The organism is Streptomyces sp. TRM49041 (assembly GCF_008271805.1).
GTDB lineage: Bacteria > Actinomycetota > Actinomycetes > Streptomycetales > Streptomycetaceae > Streptomyces.
Genome location: NZ_VSRY01000081.1, coordinates 11501 through 29052 on the forward strand (window position 1 = coordinate 11501; position 17552 = coordinate 29052).

At 71.7% G+C, this 17552-nt stretch carries 16 protein-coding genes and 1 pseudogene; 11 read left to right on the plus strand and 6 right to left on the minus strand.

The features are described 5' to 3' along the window. Positions 1–395: 395 nt before the first annotated feature. The gene (locus FVS66_RS06000) at positions 396–2090 is read right to left on the minus strand and encodes a regulator (RefSeq protein ID WP_149179948.1); all 1695 of its coding nucleotides are present in this window, start codon (positions 2088–2090) and stop codon (positions 396–398) included. 262 nt (positions 2091–2352) lie between these two features. Between FVS66_RS06000 and lipB the strand changes: the two genes are divergently transcribed. From lipB to FVS66_RS06020, 4 genes are all read left to right on the plus strand, one after another. Further along, a complete protein-coding gene (gene lipB / locus FVS66_RS06005; protein ID WP_149179949.1) occupies positions 2353–3231 on the plus strand; it encodes a lipoyl(octanoyl) transferase LipB in 879 nt (292 codons plus the stop codon). A gap of 117 nt (positions 3232–3348) precedes the next feature. After that, complete coding sequence (lipA, locus tag FVS66_RS06010) at positions 3349–4317, plus strand: lipoyl synthase (protein ID WP_149179950.1); 969 nt, start codon at positions 3349–3351, stop codon at positions 4315–4317. A gap of 279 nt (positions 4318–4596) precedes the next feature. Further along, positions 4597–4812, plus strand: coding sequence for a hypothetical protein (locus FVS66_RS06015; protein ID WP_149179951.1), 216 nt, complete (start codon positions 4597–4599; stop codon positions 4810–4812). Positions 4813–4822: 10 nt separating this feature from the next. Next, a complete protein-coding gene (locus tag FVS66_RS06020) occupies positions 4823–5530 on the plus strand; it encodes a DUF4191 domain-containing protein (protein ID WP_149179952.1) in 708 nt (235 codons plus the stop codon). A 100-nt stretch (positions 5531–5630) separates the two neighbouring features. Here FVS66_RS06020 and FVS66_RS06025 read toward each other — a convergent pair whose 3' ends face one another. Next, the gene (locus FVS66_RS06025) at positions 5631–6101 is read right to left on the minus strand and encodes an RDD family protein (protein WP_149179953.1); all 471 of its coding nucleotides are present in this window, start codon (positions 6099–6101) and stop codon (positions 5631–5633) included. A 232-nt stretch (positions 6102–6333) separates the two neighbouring features. Here FVS66_RS06025 and glnA point away from each other — a divergent pair, with 232 nt between their 5' ends. Both glnA and FVS66_RS06035 read left to right on the plus strand, forming a co-directional pair. After that, the gene (gene glnA, locus FVS66_RS06030) at positions 6334–7743 is read left to right on the plus strand and encodes a type I glutamate--ammonia ligase (protein ID WP_149179954.1); all 1410 of its coding nucleotides are present in this window, start codon (positions 6334–6336) and stop codon (positions 7741–7743) included. Positions 7744–8292: 549 nt separating this feature from the next. Continuing rightward, a complete protein-coding gene (locus FVS66_RS06035; protein WP_149179955.1) occupies positions 8293–10218 on the plus strand; it encodes an FHA domain-containing protein in 1926 nt (641 codons plus the stop codon). A 298-nt stretch (positions 10219–10516) separates the two neighbouring features. On the opposite strand, the gene FVS66_RS06040 is transcribed toward FVS66_RS06035, so the two are convergent. Beyond that, positions 10517–11416: a DMT family transporter gene (locus FVS66_RS06040; RefSeq protein ID WP_149179956.1), complete on the minus strand. Its 900-nt coding sequence runs from the start codon at positions 11414–11416 to the stop codon at positions 10517–10519. 68 nt (positions 11417–11484) lie between these two features. Here FVS66_RS06040 and FVS66_RS06045 point away from each other — a divergent pair, with 68 nt between their 5' ends. Next, the gene (locus FVS66_RS06045) at positions 11485–12351 is read left to right on the plus strand and encodes a LysR family transcriptional regulator (RefSeq protein WP_149179957.1); all 867 of its coding nucleotides are present in this window, start codon (positions 11485–11487) and stop codon (positions 12349–12351) included. Here FVS66_RS06045 and FVS66_RS35725 read toward each other — a convergent pair. Together FVS66_RS35725 and FVS66_RS06055 are read right to left on the minus strand one after the other, a co-directional pair. After that, a pseudogene (locus FVS66_RS35725) lies at positions 12272–12577 on the minus strand (DNA glycosylase AlkZ-like family protein); the annotation flags it as partial. The gene FVS66_RS06045 and the pseudogene FVS66_RS35725 overlap by 80 nt on opposite strands. 72 nt (positions 12578–12649) lie before the next feature. Then, the gene (locus FVS66_RS06055; protein ID WP_149179958.1) at positions 12650–12925 is read right to left on the minus strand and encodes a hypothetical protein; all 276 of its coding nucleotides are present in this window, start codon (positions 12923–12925) and stop codon (positions 12650–12652) included. A gap of 134 nt (positions 12926–13059) precedes the next feature. On the opposite strand from FVS66_RS06055, the gene FVS66_RS06060 reads away from it, so the two are divergent. From FVS66_RS06060 to glnII, 4 genes are all read left to right on the plus strand, one after another. After that, positions 13060–13422 carry an arsenate reductase family protein gene (locus tag FVS66_RS06060; RefSeq protein ID WP_149179959.1) on the plus strand — a complete coding sequence of 121 codons (363 nt, stop codon included), beginning with the start codon at positions 13060–13062 and terminating at the stop codon, positions 13420–13422. 141 nt (positions 13423–13563) lie between these two features. Continuing rightward, the gene (locus FVS66_RS06065; RefSeq protein WP_149179960.1) at positions 13564–14229 is read left to right on the plus strand and encodes a hypothetical protein; all 666 of its coding nucleotides are present in this window, start codon (positions 13564–13566) and stop codon (positions 14227–14229) included. Positions 14230–14290: 61 nt separating this feature from the next. After that, positions 14291–14605, plus strand: coding sequence for an ARPP-2 domain-containing protein (locus FVS66_RS06070; RefSeq protein WP_187645406.1), 315 nt, complete (start codon positions 14291–14293; stop codon positions 14603–14605). A 160-nt stretch (positions 14606–14765) separates the two neighbouring features. Next, positions 14766–15797 carry a glutamine synthetase gene (gene glnII, locus FVS66_RS06075; protein WP_149179961.1) on the plus strand — a complete coding sequence of 344 codons (1032 nt, stop codon included), beginning with the start codon at positions 14766–14768 and terminating at the stop codon, positions 15795–15797. Positions 15798–15877: 80 nt separating this feature from the next. On the opposite strand, the gene FVS66_RS06080 is transcribed toward glnII, so the two are convergent. Next, positions 15878–17371 carry a PepSY domain-containing protein gene (locus FVS66_RS06080; RefSeq protein WP_149179962.1) on the minus strand — a complete coding sequence of 498 codons (1494 nt, stop codon included), beginning with the start codon at positions 17369–17371 and terminating at the stop codon, positions 15878–15880. Positions 17372–17552: the final 181 nt, after the last annotated feature.

Below are 17552 nucleotides of genomic sequence, written 5' to 3' on the forward strand. Positions count from 1 at the left end.
GTCGCCGCGCGCCAAGCCCGGCGGGTGGGCCGGGCTCCTGCGGGGGCGACCCTGCACGGCCCATCCCGCCGGACGGCGACCACCGGTCGGTGGTGAGGCCGCGGGACAGAGACCCCCGCGCCTGCGCCGGAGCGCCGACTGCCGGCCGAGTCGCGGCGCGGACGAGAGCAAGGCCACCCGTTCGGCGGCCGACAAGACCATCTCCCGGGGGGCCGCCCCCGGGCATCCCGAGCTGGGGGGCAGGGATGCCCGGGGGCACGGCGGCCCCGCCACGTTCCCGCCGCGTGGTGGTGGCGCACGGCGGCGGCCCCCACGCAACCCCCGCGGTGGGGGCGCGGCGCCCCGCCACAGCCGCAGCCACAGCCACAGCCACCCGCGGCGCTACCCGATCGCCGTCACCCGATCGCCGTCACCCGGTCCCGGTACGTCCGCACAGCCGCCGCATCCCGGTACGGCTCCAGCCGCCGCTCGAAGTCCCGTACGTACTCCACCGCCCGCGCCGACCGCATCTCGGACGCCTGCTGCGCGGCCTCCGCGCCCAGCCCGCACGCCTGGTCCAGTTCACCGAGGCCGAGCCGGGCGGCGGCCAGGACGACGCGGCAGAAGGTGCGGCTGCGCGCGTACCCGGGCGCGTACAGCTGGAGTGCCCGCTCCGCGTGCTGCGCGGCGGCCCGGTACTGCTGGAGGTCGCGGTGGCAGTGCGCGAACTCGTCCGCGAGCTGCGCCTCGTCGAAGGACCGCGCCCAGTGCGGCACCTCCTCGCCGGTGCGGGCGGCGTCCAGGGTCCGTTCGGCGCGCACCAGGGACGCGGTGCAGGCCCGCACCTCGCCCAGTACGGCATGCCCGCGCGCCTCGACAGAGTGCAGCAGCGCCTGGACGACGGGCGGCGCCGACGAGCCGATGCCCTGCTGGGCGACGCGCGCCAGTTGCACGGCCTCGCGCCCGTGGCCGAGGTAGACGGCCTGGCGGCTCATGGTGACCAGGACGTACGAGCCGTAAGCGCGGTCGCCGGCCGCCTGGGAGAGCCGCAGCGCCTGGACGAAGTACCGCTGGGCCAGGCCGTGCGCGGCGATGTCGTACGACGTCCAGCCGGCCAGCCGGGTCAGGTCGGCGGCCGCGCCGAACAACCGACGCCCGGTCGCCTCGCCGTAGTTGCCGCGCAGCATGGGCTCGGCCTCGTGCTCCAGGTACCGGACAAGGGCCTGGCGGGCGTGGCCCCCGCCGTAGGCGTGGTCGAGGGTGCGGAACAGCTCACCGACCGACCGCAGGGCGGCGATGTCACCACCGGTCACCCTCTGGCCGGGGCCGCGTTCGGTGCCGCGCTGGCGCGGGACGGCGAGCGTGGAGGGGCCGGCGGAGACGGCGGCCCCGGAGGCGGAGCCGGACGCGCCGGGCGCGCCGCCGCCCCCCGGTGAACCGCCGGCGCCAGGCGCCTTGCCGACCCCTGCCGCCCCGGCAGCACCACCGGGCCCACCTGGCCCACCACCGCGCCCTCCAGGTACCCCGGCGCCGCCGAGCCCGCCCGCCCCTCCCGTCCTCCCGCCCTGGGCGGGCGGGCGCATCTGCGCCGGTACGCGCCCGCCCGGCGCCGTCGGCGCGCTGTTCGCGCCGTGCGGCGGGCGCTGTGGGGGCTCGCCCCGCGTGACGCGCTCGTCGGCGCGGCCGATCAGCCAGTCGCGGCTGGGTACGACCAGGCCGGCCGGGGTGAAAGCGATCTTCCGCAGCTCGGCGTGGCTGCCGGAGTCCTTCCGCCACAGCCCGCTGACGATGTCGACCGCTTCCTCGGGTGTCGAGGCGAATTCCAGCCCCGCGTACACGGGCGCGCAGGCGTCGAGGCCGAGGTCCTGCGCCGACAACCGTCGCCCCAGGCGCCGGGTGAACACCTCGGCGATCAGCGCGGGTGTGGTGCCGCGTGGCTGCTGCCCGCGCAGCCACCGGGTGACGGAGGTCTTGTCGTAGCGGAGGTCCAATCCGTGTTCGAGGCCCAGCTGATCCACCCGTCTGGCAAGACCTGCGTTGGAGAACCCGGCTTCCGCGATCAGTGCGGCGAGCTGGCGGTTGGGGTTGCGCTGCGGGGGTCGATCCGTCATCAGCTGTGCGGTCTCCTGCCTTCCGGGCCGGGGTGCAGCCCCCTTGGAACGGCGCGAACTTAACCGCCGTCACCGGCTATACCGGCACCTTCGCTCCACATTCATCCGATCGTGTGAGGATTGGGGCCGATGCTGACGGTCGCGGCGACAGCGGCGGCGGTCGTGGCCGCCCGGCCGCCGACGAGCCCTGCCCGGTCGGCTCCACGGCCACCGCCGTACAGTGGCAGGGGCGTGAGACGCGCTTTTCTAGGGAGACGGTGCCGTGAGTGAGCTGCGATTCGTCCATCTGGGGTTCGGCGAGGACGCCGTGGAGTACCAGGAGGCGTGGGAGCGGCAGCGCGAGGTCCATGCCGCCCGCTTCGCGGACCAGGTTCCGGACACCTGCCTGCTGCTGGAGCACCCGCCCGTCTACACGGCGGGCCGGCGCACCGAGGAGAGCGAGCGCCCGCTGGACGGCACCCCGGTGGTGGACGTGGACCGCGGCGGCAAGATCACCTGGCACGGTCCCGGCCAGCTGGTGGGCTACCCGATCCTGAAGCTGCCGCGCCCGGTGGACGTCGTGGCACATGTGCGGCGCCTGGAAGAGGCACTGATCCGTACGGCGGCGGAGTTCGGCCTGGAGACCACCAGGATCGAGGGCCGCAGCGGCGTGTGGGTGCTGGGCGACCCGCTGGAGGAGCGGCCCGCCTTCGGAGGGGCGGCGCGCTCCGCCTCCGACCCGGTCGGCGGCGGGGGACGGACGGGCCTCGCGCTGGACTTCGACCCGCGGCTGCACGACGACGAGTTCGACCCGCGGATGAGCGGCCCGGAGTACGCCCCGTCCAACGCGGGCCAGCGGCGCGAGGACCGGAAGCTCGCGGCGATCGGCATCCGCGTCGCCAAGGGCGTCACCATGCACGGCTTCGCGCTGAACGTGAACCCGGACAACACCTGGTTCGACCGGATCGTGCCGTGCGGGATCCGGGACGCCGGGGTGACGTCCCTCGCGAACGAGCTGGGCCGTGACGTGCCGCTCGAGGAGGTCGTCCCCGTCGCGGAGCGGCACCTGCGGGACGTACTGGAGAACGCGGAGCTGAAGCCGCGTGCGGTCGACAGGGCCCCCGAGCCGGTGCGGGCGGCGGAGGGGGCGGCGAGCGTCTGACCGACCTCGGACGGGGGGAATGCGTCCCTCTGGCCATAGGTTGGCCAGACGTAAGGCCGCACTTTTGACGGGCGTACCCTGGTGTTCGCCGAAGAATCGAAGCCGTAGGAGCCAGCCGTGTCCGCAGTCGCACCCGACGGACGCAAGATGCTGCGCCTGGAGGTCCGGAACAGCCAGACCCCCATCGAGCGCAAGCCCGAGTGGATCAAGACCCGGGCGAAGATGGGCCCCGAGTACAACCAGCTGCAGAAGCTCGTGAAGAGCGAGGGGCTGCACACGGTCTGCCAGGAGGCGGGCTGTCCGAACATCTTCGAGTGCTGGGAGGACCGCGAGGCGACCTTCCTCATCGGCGGCGACCAGTGCACGCGGCGCTGTGACTTCTGCCAGATCGACACCGGCAAGCCGCAGGCCCTCGACCGCGACGAGCCGCGCCGTGTCGGCGAGTCTGTCGTCACCATGGACCTGAACTACGCCACGATCACCGGCGTCGCCCGCGACGACCTTGAGGACGGCGGCGCCTGGCTCTACGCGGAGACGGTGCGGCAGATCCACGCGATGACGGCGGAGCGCGAGGGCGGCCACACCAAGGTCGAGCTGCTCATCCCCGACTTCAACGCGGTCCCCGAGCAGCTGGCCGAGGTCTTCTCGTCGCGCCCCGAGGTGCTGGCGCACAACGTCGAGACGGTGCCCCGGATCTTCAAGCGGATCCGCCCGGCGTTCCGCTACGAGCGCTCCCTGGAGGTCATCACCAAGGCGCGCGAGGCCGGTCTGGTGACCAAGTCGAACCTGATCCTCGGGATGGGCGAGACCCGCGAGGAGGTCAGCGAGGCGCTGCAGGACCTGCACGAGGCCGGCTGCGAGCTGATCACCATCACCCAGTACCTGCGCCCGTCCGTGCGCCACCACCCGGTGGAACGTTGGGTGAAGCCGCACGAGTTCGTGGAGCTGCAGGAGGAGGCCGAGGAGATCGGCTTCTCCGGTGTGATGTCGGGCCCGCTGGTCCGCTCCTCGTACCGCGCCGGCCGGCTGTTCCAGCAGGCCATGGAGGCCCGTGGCGCCTCGGCGGAGGCCGCGCGGGCGGTGTGACGTCGGGCACGCGCCCAGTGGCGGCCCGTACGCCTTCGTATACCTCCGCGCAGGTGAGCGGCGGGGGCGGGCGGCGTACGGGCCGCGTCAGAACTTCGTGGTTGTTTGACCGGCCGGACATGCGCTGGTAACACCAGTGAGTGACGCTTGTTCCACGCACCGCACACGGACCACCCACCGACCGCGGTACGGAAGCACCCCGGACAGGCGCCGGCCGCCCGGCGTTCCCACCCCCACGCCGCCCATAACCGCTCACCCGCCCGAGGGGGACCACCCGACATGCAGGCCGCGAGTCAGCAGGTACGCGCCCACGCACTCCCGTCCGTCACCGACGCCCTGCGCGCCGTCGAGGCGCTGCTGCTCCGCGGCGGCCAGCGGACGGCCCGCCGTAACGCCTGGACTTCCGTGCTGGAGGACCGCCGCCGGGCCCGGGCCCGGGTGGAGGCGGAGCATGTACTGGAGGCCGCGGCTAGCCGCGCGTCATCGGCCACGTAAACTTCACAGCATGGCGAGGAAGGCAAATTCAGACAGCGGTGACGCTGCTGCGAACCCCGGGCGACTGAAGCAGATCGCCCTGACGTACAAGATGACCCGACGGTCCGACCCGAAGATCGGGCTTGTCCTCGCGGGCGTGGGAATCGTCGTCTTCGGCGTCCTCCTCGCGGTCGGCTTCCTGATCGGGCACCCGGTCTACCTGGGCATCCTGGGCTTCCTGCTGGCCTTCCTCGCGATGGCGATCGTCTTCGGGCGGCGCGCCGAGCGGGCGGCCTTCGGGCAGATGGAGGGCCAGCCGGGTGCGGCGGCCGCCGTCCTGCAGAACGTGGGACGCGGCTGGACGACGACCCCGGCCGTGGCGATGAACCGCAGCCAGGACGTGATCCACCGCGCGGTCGGCCGGCCGGGCATCGTCCTGGTGGCCGAGGGCAACCCGAACCGGCTGAAGAGCCTGCTCGCGGCCGAGAAGAAGCGGATGGCCCGGATCGTGGTGGACGTGCCGGTGCACGACATCGTGGTCGGCGACGGCGAGGGCCAGGTGCCGCTGAAGAAGGTCCGCACGACGATGCTGAAGCTGCCGCGGGTGCTGACCGCCGCGCAGGTGGCGGCGGCGAACGACCGGCTGCGGGCCATGGGCGACCTGATGAGCAACATGCCGATGCCGAAGGGCCCGATGCCCAAGGGCATGCGAATGCCGCGAGGCGGAAGGCTCCGCTGATCGAAACCGATAGTCGTGGGAAAAGGGAGAAGGCGTCCGGGCTTCCGGACGCCTTCTCCCTTTTTCTCCCGCCGGCCGTCTTCCGCCGACGGGTCCGCGCCTACTGGGTCCGCACCTGAACGGCGCGTGAGAGCCGGTCGTGGAGGCCGCGGCCGTCACGGTCCCAGATGAGGGCGGGGAGGGCGACGCAGAGCAGCGCGGTACGGACGACGACGCGGCCGAAGCCGAGCCGCCGGCCGTCCTCGGCGATGACGCGGAGGCCCAGGAGCCGCTTGCCCGGCGTGGAGCCCACGGTACCGACGGTGAGCACGGCGAGGACGAACAGGACGCCGAGGGCCCAGTTTCCCGCCGCGTTCCAGTCACCTCGGGTGATCAATCCGTATGCGATCAGCATGCAGAGGGACCAGTCGACGAAGAGGGCGCCGAAGCGCCGTCCGAGGGGGGCGATGGAGCCGGGCCCGTGCTCGGGCAGACCGAGCCGTTCCCCCCGGTAGCCGAAGTCGGCGCCCATATCCTCGGCCGCCGCACGCGGTCCCGAGAGCCACGATCCGATTACTTGCCTGTTGTCCACCCGTACACGGTACTGCGACCGTTTTTGATCAACGGATACCGGGTGTGGGGAAGCCGTTCCACTCCGCGCCCACGCGGCGCTCGGCCCCCGCACCGGTTAACTTGGTCGAAACAAATGAGTCACGCTTGAGAAATCCCACGTCCCTATGGTCGGGACCAGCGTGTGCCACCGCACTGGCCGCACGACCGAGCTGCAACCCCGCCCTCCCCCGGGTGGGAGTAGGAGGAGTTGGATGTTCCAGAACGCCGACGAAGCCCAGAAGTTCATCGCGGACGAGGACGTCAAGTTCGTCGACGTCCGCTTCTGCGACCTGCCCGGCGTGATGCAGCACTTCACGATCCCGGCCCAGGCTTTCGACCCGGCCGAGGAGCTGGCCTTCGACGGCTCGTCGATCCGCGGTTTCCAGGCCATCCACGAGTCCGACATGGCGCTGCGCGCGGACCTCTCCACCGCCCGGGTGGACCCCTTCCGCCGCGACAAGACGCTGAACATCAACTTCTTCATCCACGACCCGATCACGGGTGAGCAGTACAGCCGTGACCCGCGCAACATCGCGAAGAAGGCCGAGGCGTACCTGGCCTCCACCGGCATCGCGGACACGGCGTTCTTCGGCCCGGAGGCCGAGTTCTACGTCTTCGACTCCGTGCGCTTCAACACCACGGCGAACGAGGGCTTCTACCACATCGACTCCGAGGCGGGCGCCTGGAACACCGGCGCTCTCGAGGACAACCGCGGCTACAAGGTCCGCTACAAGGGCGGCTACTTCCCGGCCCCGCCGGTCGACCACTTCGCCGACCTGCGCGCGGAGATCTCCCTGGAGCTGGACAAGGCCGGCCTGCAGGTCGAGCGCCAGCACCACGAGGTGGGCACCGCCGGTCAGGCGGAGATCAACTACAAGTTCAACACGCTGCTGGCCGCCGCCGACGACCTGATGCTCTTCAAGTACATCGTGAAGAACGTGGCCTGGCGCAACGGCAAGACCGCGACCTTCATGCCGAAGCCGATCTTCGGTGACAACGGCTCCGGCATGCACGTCCACCAGTCGCTGTGGTCGGGTGGCGAGCCGCTCTTCTACGACGAGCAGGGCTACGCCGGCCTGTCGGACACCGCCCGCTACTACATCGGCGGCATCCTCAAGCACGCCCCGTCGCTGCTGGCCTTCACGAACCCGACGGTGAACTCGTACCACCGCCTGGTCCCGGGCTTCGAGGCCCCCGTGAACCTGGTGTACTCGCAGCGCAACCGCTCCGCCGCGATGCGTATCCCGATCACGGGCTCGAACCCGAAGGCCAAGCGCGTCGAGTTCCGCGCCCCGGACCCGTCCTCCAACCCGTACCTGGCCTTCTCGGCCCTCCTCCTCGCGGGCCTGGACGGCATCAAGAACAAGATCGAGCCGGCCGAGCCGATCGACAAGGACCTCTACGAGCTCGCCCCCGAGGAGCACGCGGGTGTTCCCCAGGTCCCGACCGACCTCGCGTCCGTCCTGAACGCCCTGGAGGACGACAACGAGTACCTCCAGGCGGGTGGGGTCTTCACGTCCGACCTGATCGAGACGTGGATCGACTACAAGCGCACGAAGGAGATCGCCCCGATCCAGCTGCGCCCGCACCCGCACGAGTTCGAGCTCTACTTCGACATCTAAGATCGCCGCAGGTCAGAGCGGGTTTCCGCTCCCTGGGCCGTCTGTGGGCCGTCGGCCGTGCCTTCCTCTCGGGGAAGGCACGGCCGACGGCTTTGTCTATGTCTCCGGTCCCGAGCAGGGCTCAGCGCTTGAGCGTGAAGGTGAAGTCGCCGGAGCGCCTGCCGCTCAGCCGGACTGCCGAGACGAGCACGGTAGTGGCACACAGCGGCGCTGCTCGACTGGTTTTCGAGCGCCTCCCGGTGGATCGTGGACGACTTGTCGATGGTTCGCGGCGCCGACGCGCACGGTCGGCCATTCATCGCTGAAACCACCATCCGCACCCTTCACGACTGACTCAGCATTCCCAGTCGGGCCGGCACTGTTACATCTTCACGGAATGGCCACCATGTGATGTTCGGTCGGGGCAAATGGCTTCTCATCGGCCCGATGGCCGGATTAGGATTGCTCTGCGTACCGGCCGACTCGCGGTGTGTGACGCAGGGTGCTGCTGTTCGATGCCCGGTTTCGCATTTCGTCATCGCATCCGTGATTTATGGAAGTGGGTGACCCATGCCTCCTCGGCTTGTTGGCCATCAAGGCTCTCTGACTGGACAGCAGTTCCCGATCGGCACCACACCGGTAACCCTGGGCCGCAACAGCGACAACAGTGTGGTGATAACCGGGAGGAACGTCTCACGCTTTCACGCCGAAGTACGTCGCGAGGGCCATGGATTCGTGCTTTACGACAGCGGCAGCAGTAATGGCACGCGGGTCAACGGGGCGCGTGTGACCTCGCGTGAACTGCAGCCCGGAGATCTCATCGAGATAGGAACCGAGACGTTCCGCTTCGAAGCGGCCGACGCGCTGGAGACCATCCTCGACCTCACCGTGCTGCGACCGCTCACCCCTTCCGAGGCGACGCTGGCGGCAGGGCCGGTGCTGAACGTCACGGTCTCGGGCGGTGGTCCGGTCGGTCTGAGTTTCGCCCTGCTCCTCGAGCAGCTCATGGGGCCTCGCGTGGCCGTCACCGTGTACGACGGCCGGTGGGTTCAGGACGGGGCGAAGGTCGTCTGGAAGAGCGAGGGGCAGGGCAACGTCCGGCGGCAGCAGGTCGTCACGGTGCAGAGCCGGCAGTACCTGAACCTCCCCGAGGAGGTGCAGGGACGGCTGTTCCGTGGCGACGCGTACTCCGAGATGTGGCCGGTCGGCCCCGACTCCATCCGCGGCTACAACCCGCGGAACCTCCGCATCGCCTACATCGAGGACACTCTCCTCGAATTGGCCAACGAAAAGCAGGACCGAATCCGGCTGGTCCCCACCGCATTCGACCCGGCCGAGCACCGGAAGACCGAGGCCAAGGAGCATGTACTCGCCATCTGCGAGGGAAGTCGCTCGCGAACGCGTGAGTATTTCGCCGACAGGTTCGGCCAGGCCGACAAGTCCATCTACTCGCTGCACGGCGAGCACATTCAGGATGTCGTCCTGGGCCTCCGCGTCAAATCGACTCTGACGGACCCCATGACCGTTCTGCTCACCGTGGCCCAGAACCGCTTTCTCCTCAACTCGCTGCGCGGCGAGGGATTCCTGAACATGCGGCTCACCGATGCCGAGGCCGCGGAAGTGGTCGGTATCGATCCGGTCCGGCATGTGTTCGAGGACTGCATCGCCTCACGCCCGTGCGTCATGGGGCGGGACGATCACGGTGACTTCCAGTGCTCCACGCACAGCACGCTCTTCCTGCCCGCCATGGTCAGGGGTTCGGCCCTGTGGAAGCGGGTGCTGGAGGGACTGGCGCTGTTCGGGGTCGCCGAGAGGGACCTGAGCGCGGTCACCGCCTTCCGGCTCGACATGGTGCAGCGGCCCAGGTTCACCACCCGGCTGCACTCGGCCACGTCGACCACCCCGGGGACGTACGGGTTCCTGCTCGGCGACGCAGCCAACGCCATCCACTTCTGGCCGGGACGCGGACTCAACAGCGGACTGGGCTCCGCCATCTCGCTGGCCCGCTCCCTCAACGGGGCATGGACCGGCAGGCCCTTCCGGGACGCCGACTTCGCCCGCCACGAGGCGGCCATGTCGATGCTCCAGTACCGGCACAAGAGCCGCGCCTGGAACACGATGATCAACACGGACGAGGACGGCGTCAGTCGCGCGATCAAGGAGAAGATCGCACAGAGCATCGAGCGGTCCGAAGGGAAGGATCTGGACAGGACCGCGGACATCGACGCGCTCATGGAACGGCTGCGGGCGATCCGCGACCGGCTGGCGTCACGCGTCCCCGGCATGCCCGACGACCCGACCCTCCGGAACCACCTGGAGACGCTCAGGTCCGACACCCTGCGCACCCTGCTGGAGAGCGGGGCGTGGGACACGCTGATCGTCGGGGGCGAAGAGGTGGACATCGACATCTTCTACCGGCAGGACTCGTCGGCCACGCCCGACCCGAGGAAGGCCCCTGTGGCCCCGGTGGCCCCCGCGACCCCCGCCGCGTCCTGACCAGGGGAGCCTCCCCGCGACGCCCCTGGTAGGACGTGGGGAACCGCCGCCGTACAGGGCCGGGCGTCAGCTCCCGTCACGCGGCAGCCGTGCGTGCGCGACGAGCCAGGCCCGGCCGACCACCTCGACGTTCCCCGCAGTCAGCCGGGCGTGTCCGGAGGCACGGCATGGGCGAGCCGCGCACGCTCATCGCGGAGCTTGCGCCCCGTCGGGCCGTGCGACGGCATCGCGTTGTGGGCCAGGTCGGCGTCCATGGGGTGCGGTTCGATCCGGTCGGCTCCTCCAACCGGCTTTCGCCTCAGGCGGGTTCCCGGGCCGGTTCCGTGCGGGCGGGCCTGGCCAGGGCTGTGGCGTTGGCGGTCACGATGGCCGCGATGGCCAGCCAGGAGGTCGCGTCGAGGTGTTCGTTCAGGAGGACCGTGCCGACCAGGGCCGCCAGGACCGGGTTGATGCTCATGAAGGTGCCGAAGAAGTGGGCGGGGACGCGGCGCAGGGCGAGGAGGTCGGCGAGGAAGGGTACGGCCGAGGCGAGGATGCCGGCGGTGAGGGCGCAGGCCAGGGCGGTGGGCGTGGGTGGGTGGAGCCAGAGGGCGGCCGCGCCGACGGGGAGGTACGCCAGGCCGGAGACGGCGGCTGCGGCGGCCGAGCCCTGGACGCCCGGGAGGCGGGTACCGACGGTGCGGTTGAGGAGGATGTAGCAGGCCCAGCAGACGGCGGCCAGCAGGGCCAGGCCGATGCCGAGGTAGTCGGTGCTCGGCTGCGGGCGGGTGAGGACGAGTACGGCGCCCGCGGCGGCGAGTGCGCAGAGCAGGTCGGTGCGGCGGCGGGAGCCGGCCAGCGCCACGGTGAGCGGGCCGAGGAACTCCAGGGTGACCGCGAGACCGAGGCCGATGCGGTCGATGGCCGTGTAGAGGGAGAGGTTCATGGCCGCGAAGACCAGTGCGAGGCCGAGTACGGGGCGCCACTGCGCGGCCGTGAACGTGCGGAACCGCGGGCGGCCCGCGCCGAGCAGCACCGCGGCGGCCACCCACTGCCGTACGGCCACCACCCCGACCGGGCCCATCACCGGGAAGGCGAGCGCGGCCACGGCCGCCCCGACCTGGTTGGACAGGCCGCTGCCCAGCATCATCGCCACCCCGGACCAGGAACCCGCGGGCGCCGCCGTCTCCCTCTGCGCGCTCTGCGCGTGTATCGCCATGCCCGCACTCTCCGCCGCCCGCACGCATACGCAAAATGCATCCAGCGCGCTGTCTATACGCTGGACGCATGGAAAGTGTCTCGGATCTGGAGCTGCGGCATCTGCGCTGCCTGGTGGCGATCGTCGACGCCGGCAGCTTCACCGACGCCGCGATCGAACTGGGCATCTCGCAGGCGGCCGCCTCGCGTACGCTGCGCGCGCTGGAGAAGATCCTCGGTATGCGGCTGCTGCACCGCACCAGCCGGGCGGTCACCCCGACCACCGCGGGCGTGCAGGTGCTGGCCCGGGCCCGCCATGTCCTCGCCGAGGCCGACGAGCTGGTGCGTGAGGCCGCCACCGGCCACACCCGGCTGCGTATCGGCCACGCCTGGTCCGCGATGGGCCGCCACACCCCGGAGTTCCAGCGCCGCTGGCACGACCGCTACCCGGGCGTCGAGCTCCACCTCATCCGCCAGAACACGCCGACCGGCGGCCTCGCCGAGGGCCTGTGCGACCTGGCCGTCGTCCGTACCGCCATCGACCCGCGCCGTTACGACCACGCGGTCGTCGGGCACGAGCGCCGCTATGTCGCGATGGCCGCCGACGACCCGTGGGCGAGGCGCCGTACGATCCGGCTGGACGAGGTCCGCGAGCGCACCCTCGTCGTGGACCGCCGCACCGGCACCACCACCGTGGACCTGTGGCCCGAGGCCGCGCGGCCCGCCCTGGAGTACACCCAGGACATCGACGACTGGCTCGCCGCCATCGCCACCGGCCGCTGCGTCGGCGTCACCCCGTACTCGACCGTCACCCAGTACCGCCGCGACGGCATCGCCTACCGTCCCCTGCGCGACGCCGCCCCTGTTCCCGTACACCTCATCTGGCGGCGCCACGACCCGCATCCGGCCACGCACGCCGCGGTGGCGCTCCTCGCCGACCTCTACCGGGAGCACTGACAGGCAGCGCCCTGTGCCCAGTTGGAGTGTTCCCGCTCCAGCGGGGTGCGGAAGCGGGGGTGACGCGGGTGCCGTTCAGCCAGGAGTGGAGGCGGGCCGCTTCCGACTCGACGGCGGTCCGGGCCTCGGCGCCCGGGTCGGTGAGGAGGCGCCAGACCGGCTCGCCGTTCGGCTGCCGGGCCCAGGCGCCGATCACCCGGCCGTTCCACCAGACCGTAGGGCCCGAGGTCGCCGCCGCGGTTCTCCCCCTTTCCTCGCGTCGGCGGTGGCGGCGGCGTCGGCGGGCGCGGGTGTACCGCTAGCGGCCCGAGCGGATCAGCGCGCGCACCATGCGGCACGTCGCGTCCGACGGCGGGTGCACACCGATGCGGTGCGCCGTGTTCCGTATCGTCCGGTTGTCGGCCTTCGACGCGACGTACACGCCCGAGTCGAGCAGGGCGATCGCGAGGCGCATGGCCTTCAGACGGCGGTTGTGGCTCACGTACCACTCGCGCGGCCGGCCGGCCGGGAGCGGCTTCTTCCGCAGGGGCTTCCAGGGTTCGAGGGGCAGTGGCGTGACGGTGGCGACGGCCATCGGCGACCTCCTGGTACGCGGCGTGAGGGGCCTCCCCCGGCCCCTCACTGAGTACCACGATTTTACCGGCCACCACTGACAATCGGCCCTGGCCAGACCGGCTTTCGGCAACTGCCGGGGGTACGGTGTGCGGCATGGAGATCTGGATCAACCCCGCCTGTTCCAAGTGCCGTGGCGCCCTCGGGCTGCTCGACGCGGAGGGCGCCGACTACACGGTCCGCCGGTATCTGGAGGACGTGCCGTCGGCCGCCGAGATCCGTGATGTGCTCGACCGCCTCGGGCTGGAGCCGTGGGAGATCACCCGCACCCAGGAGGCCGCCGCGAAGGAGCTCGGCGTGAAGGACTGGCCCCGCGACGAGGCGTCACGTGAACGGTGGATCGAGGCGCTCGTCTCCCGCCCGAAGCTCATCCAGCGGCCGATCATCACCCCCGACGACGGCACGGCGGTCGTGGGACGGTCGGAGGAGGCCGTACGGGACGCGTTGTCCCGGTCGTAGCCGGTCAGGCGCCCGGGCGGTGTGCGGCAGCGGTCGATCTGAGGGCGGCGTTGAGTCGGAGCCGGGTCGCTACTCGTACGTAGGGGCACACGCACACCGATCCGGCCGCCGCCCCCGAGCGGTCGGGGACAGGAGTCCCACGTGTCACGCAAGAAGACCCTCAGCCGCAGCAAGAAGCTCGCGCTGCTCGCCGGTACGGCCGTGCTGGCGGGCGGTACGGCGGTCGTGATGACCGGCACCAGCCAGGCGTCCGTGGCCTGCGACGGGCTGGCCACCGCCCTGCAGAACAACGAGCAGTTCATCGCCGGGCAGCGGGCCAACCCGGACGCCCAGTCGGAGGCGCGGATCGCCAACCGGCTCGCCGTCATCGAGGAGATCAAGCGCAAGGCGGCGGCCAGCGGGTGCGACGCCGAAGCCGTCGGCGGGGGCGGCGCGGCCGATGACGCCTCGCAGGCCCAGCCCCCGGCCGAGGCCCAGCCGCCCGCCGAGGCCCAGCCCCCGGCCGAGGCGGAACCGCCCGCGCAGGCCCAGCCGCCCGCCGAGGGTGGGAACGCGGGCGGGGACGTCGTCTGCGCCGGGTCCACCGTCACCCTCTCCGGCGAGGGCGGCGCCCCCGCCGCGTCCAGCGGCGAATTCCCCGCCGGTACGCGGCTGAAGGTCACCAACCTCGACAACGACAAGTCCACGACCGTCGAGGTCACCTCCGCCTCCGGCAGCTGCGTCCTGCTCAACAACGCCGCGTTCGAGCAGGTCCGCGAGCCCGGCAAGTTCCTGATCCGGAACGCGCGGATCGAGCGCGTCGGCTAGGACCGCAGGAACTCCGCCACGCGCGCGCGTCCGTCCCAGGTGGGGACGCCGGCGGCAGAGTGTGGTGCGTCGCGCCCGGGAGTGTCTCCGTCCGTACGGCGGGGATGTCCCGGGCAGCGGCGGCGGCCACCTCGCGGATGCTGCGGCGTTCGTCGTCCCGCACCCCGACGACCACCGGTCGCCGCACCCGTCGCTGGTGCGGGACCCGTACGGGGAGCCGGTGCACCGGTACGCGCTCTACGGGCGGCCCGTGCCGGAGTTCGCGGCGCGCCTCGACGACACCGGGGGCCGGGTCCGTACCCTCGCGGGACTGCGGGACTGCGGGCCTGCGGGCCGCGGCCCGCGCGCAGGAGCGTGCGTAAACGGCGGCGCATGACGCGCTCATGTCGCGTGACCTGCTGGAAACGCCGTCGCACAGGAGGTGCGCGCACCACGGGAAACCTGAGTAACACGGGGTTCACAAACGAGCAACGGCCGGGAAATCCCCTGTTGCCAAGCTGCGCGGCATACCGCTGCACCCCAAAGGATGAGGCCCCGTGACCATCAAGGCTGAGTACATCTGGATCGACGGCACCGAGCCGACCGCCAAGCTCCGCTCGAAGACGAAGATACTGACCGCCCCGGTCGGCGCCGTCGCCGAGCTCCCCATCTGGGGCTTCGACGGGTCCAGCACCAACCAGGCCGAGGGCCACGCCTCCGACTGCGTGCTGAAGCCGGTCTTCTCCTGCCCGGACCCGATCCGCGGCGGTGACAACGTGCTGGTGCTGTGCGAGGTCCTGAACACGGACATGACGCCGCACTCCAGCAACACGCGTGCGCAGCTGGTGGAGGTCGCGGAGAAGTACGCCGCGCAGGAGCCGATCTTCGGCATCGAGCAGGAGTACACCTTCTTCGAGGGCTCCCGTCCGCTGGGCTTCCCCGAGAACGGCTTCCCGGCCCCGCAGGGCGGCTACTACTGCGGTGTGGGCGCGGACGAGATCCACGGCCGTGACATCGTCGAGGCGCACCTGGACCACTGCCTGACGGCGGGCCTGGGCATCTCCGGCATCAACGCCGAGGTCATGCCGGGCCAGTGGGAGTTCCAGGTGGGCCCGCTGGCCCCGCTGGAGGTCTCGGACCAGCTGTGGATCGCCCGCTGGCTGCTGTACCGCACGGCCGAGGACTACGACGTCTCCGCCACCCTCGACCCGAAGCCGGTCAAGGGCGACTGGAACGGCGCCGGCGCGCACACCAACTTCTCCACGAAGGCGATGCGCGAGGGCTACGACGCGATCATCACCGCGTGCGAGTCGCTCGGTGAGGGCTCGAAGCCGCTCGACCACGTCAAGAACTACGGCGCGGGCATCGACGACCGTCTGACCGGTCTGCACGAGACCGCCCCGTGGAACGAGTACAGCTACGGCGTCTCGAACCGTGGCGCCTCCGTGCGTATCCCGTGGCAGGTCGAGAAGGACGGCAAGGGCTACATCGAGGACCGCCGCCCGAACGCCAACGTCGACCCGTACGTGGTCACCCGCCTGCTCGTGGACACCTGCTGCGAGGCCCTGGAGAAGGCCGGCCAGGTCTGATCCGGCCCAGCCGGAGCACGTCACACATACGAGGGGCGCCCCCGCCGGACCTTCCGGTGGGGGCGCCCCTCGTTCTCCGCCTACGCGGCCCGGCGGCGGGACACGGCCGAGCGCGTCACGTCGACCGCCAGGAACGCCAGCAGGCTCAGGCCCAGCAGCGGCACGAACCAGCCCACCAGGGCGGTGCCCGCCGCCAGGGGCAGGAGCAGCGGCGCCGGGACCCTGCGCCACGTGCCGGGCGCCACGGGGCGGCCGGGGCGGCGCAGCCACCACATGCGGTAGCCCCACACGACGAGCAGGATCAGCGCGAGGGCGAGCGCGGCGAGGGCCAGTTGGTTGGCAAGGCCCAGGAAGACGCCCGTGTGCGCGTCGATACCGAACCGGGTGAGCTTCGCCAGCAGCGGGTAGTCGGCGAACCGCAGGGTGTCGAGGACCTCGCCGGTCGCCGGGTCGATCGCCGTCGCGTCCAGGCGGACCGGGTACTGCGTGTCGGTCTCCTTGACCACGTACCCCTTGCCGTCGGTGGGCGGCGTGACGGCGATCCTGCCGTCGACGCCCACCTCGCGGGCAGCCTCCACCGCCCGGTCGATGCCGATGTCCGTACCGTCCCCGGCGGGCGCGGCGGGGTCGTGGTGCGTGCCGTGGCCCTCGTGGGCCTCGCCGCCCGCCGCCGCGCCGCCGCCGAGCGTGGCGGAGATTGTGGGCGTGGCACCGCCGAGCCGCTCCCGTACGGAGGCGATGTTCTCGCCCGCGTACGTCGACCAGGTCAGGCCGGTGGCCGAGAGGCCGAGCAGGCCGGCGGAGGCCCACAGACCGACCGAGCCGTGCCACGACAGGGTGCGGCGACGTGAGCGGGGACCGCCCTCCGGGAGGAACAGGGCGCGCCTGGTGGCGCGTTTGCGGCCGAGCCACAGCAGCAGGCCGCCGAGCGCGACGACCCACATCCAGCTCGCCGCCAGTTCGCTGTAGAGGCGGCCGGGTTCGCCGAGGTGCAGGTCGCGGTGGAGCTCGGCGAGCCAGGTGCGCAGCGGGAGGGCGCCCGAGCTGCCGTAGCCGGGGAGGGTGCCACGCACCTGCGCGGTGTACGGGTCGACGAAGACCGCCAGGGACTTGCCGTCCTCGACCTCCGGACTCGCCATGAGGACGCGGGTCGTGGCGCCCGCCCCGGCGGACGGCCACACCGCCGTCACGGTGGCGTCCGGGTGGGCGCGGCGGGCGGAGTCGACCTGTTCGGCCAGCGGCAGGACGCTGTCGCCGACCGGGACCTCCAGCTCATGCCGGTAGACGATCTTCTCGGCCTGGAAGGAGAGGGCGTACAGCAGTCCGCTGACCGCGGCGACGAGCAGGAACGGGGCTATGAGCAGGCCCGCGTAGAAGTGGAGGCGCAGGACCAGGGGGCGCAGGGCGCTCCAGGTGCCGCCGCCTCCGGAACGGCCGGTCGGGCCTGTGGGGGTTCCGCCCGCGGGTGTCGCGTCCGTGGGGGCGGCGTCGGTGGCGGCGGGGTCGGTGGGGGTGGGGTCGTTGGCGGCGGGTTGATGCGTGGGGTCTTGATGCGTGGGGGGTTCCGTGCGCATGGGGTCCTCGATGTCGTCGGCGCGTGTTCCGCGGCGTGCTGGCTGGGGCGACCGGCCCACGGATCAGGAGTGCGACACCGTGGGGGCCGTGGCGGGGAGGGCGACGCACGGGGGCGGGCCGCGCCGGGACAGCGCGTGCGCGAGGACCCGGCCGGGGCCCCGGCGGTCGGCGGTGCGGGAC